We start from the raw sequence: 416 nt of genomic DNA, 5'->3' as shown, positions 1-416 counted from the left end.
ACTTTCACTTTGGTGATTTAGGCAATACGTTTGTTTGTGGTCCCTCTGGTTCTGGGAAAACGGTTATTGTCAATTTTCTTTTAGCACAACTTCAAAAGCATGATCCCAATATGGTCTTTCTTGACAAAGATCGGGGTGCAGAACTTTTTGTCAGAGCGGGTGGCGGCACTTATATGCCCTTGAAAAATGGTAAACCGACAGGCATAGCACCGCTAAAAGGCTTAGACTATAACAATCCAGCAGATAGAGTCTTTCTACGACAATGGATTACCAAACTTGTTTCGGCAGAGGGTCAAGCGATGAGTGAATCCGAAAGACAAGATATTTCTGCGGCGGTTGACCAATTAGCCTTATTGCCTAGAGAGCAACGCACGATTTCCGCCCTACAAATGTTTTTTGATACCACCCATAGGGAG

The 416-nt window shown here is 43.8% G+C and carries 1 protein-coding gene; it reads left to right on the top strand.

Going from position 1 to position 416, the window contains the following annotated elements; all coding sequences use genetic code 11:
* Positions 1 to 416, top strand: a 416-nt coding sequence (locus J7R05_RS08495) for a TraG/VirB4 family ATPase (RefSeq protein ID WP_208541898.1), incomplete at both ends; no start/stop codon positions are given.

Origin of the sequence: Bartonella capreoli, assembly GCF_902813205.1 — a bacterium.
In the GTDB taxonomy this organism is placed as follows: Bacteria; Pseudomonadota; Alphaproteobacteria; order Rhizobiales; family Rhizobiaceae; genus Bartonella; species Bartonella schoenbuchensis.
This window is presented reverse-complemented; position numbering and strand designations above follow the sequence as displayed.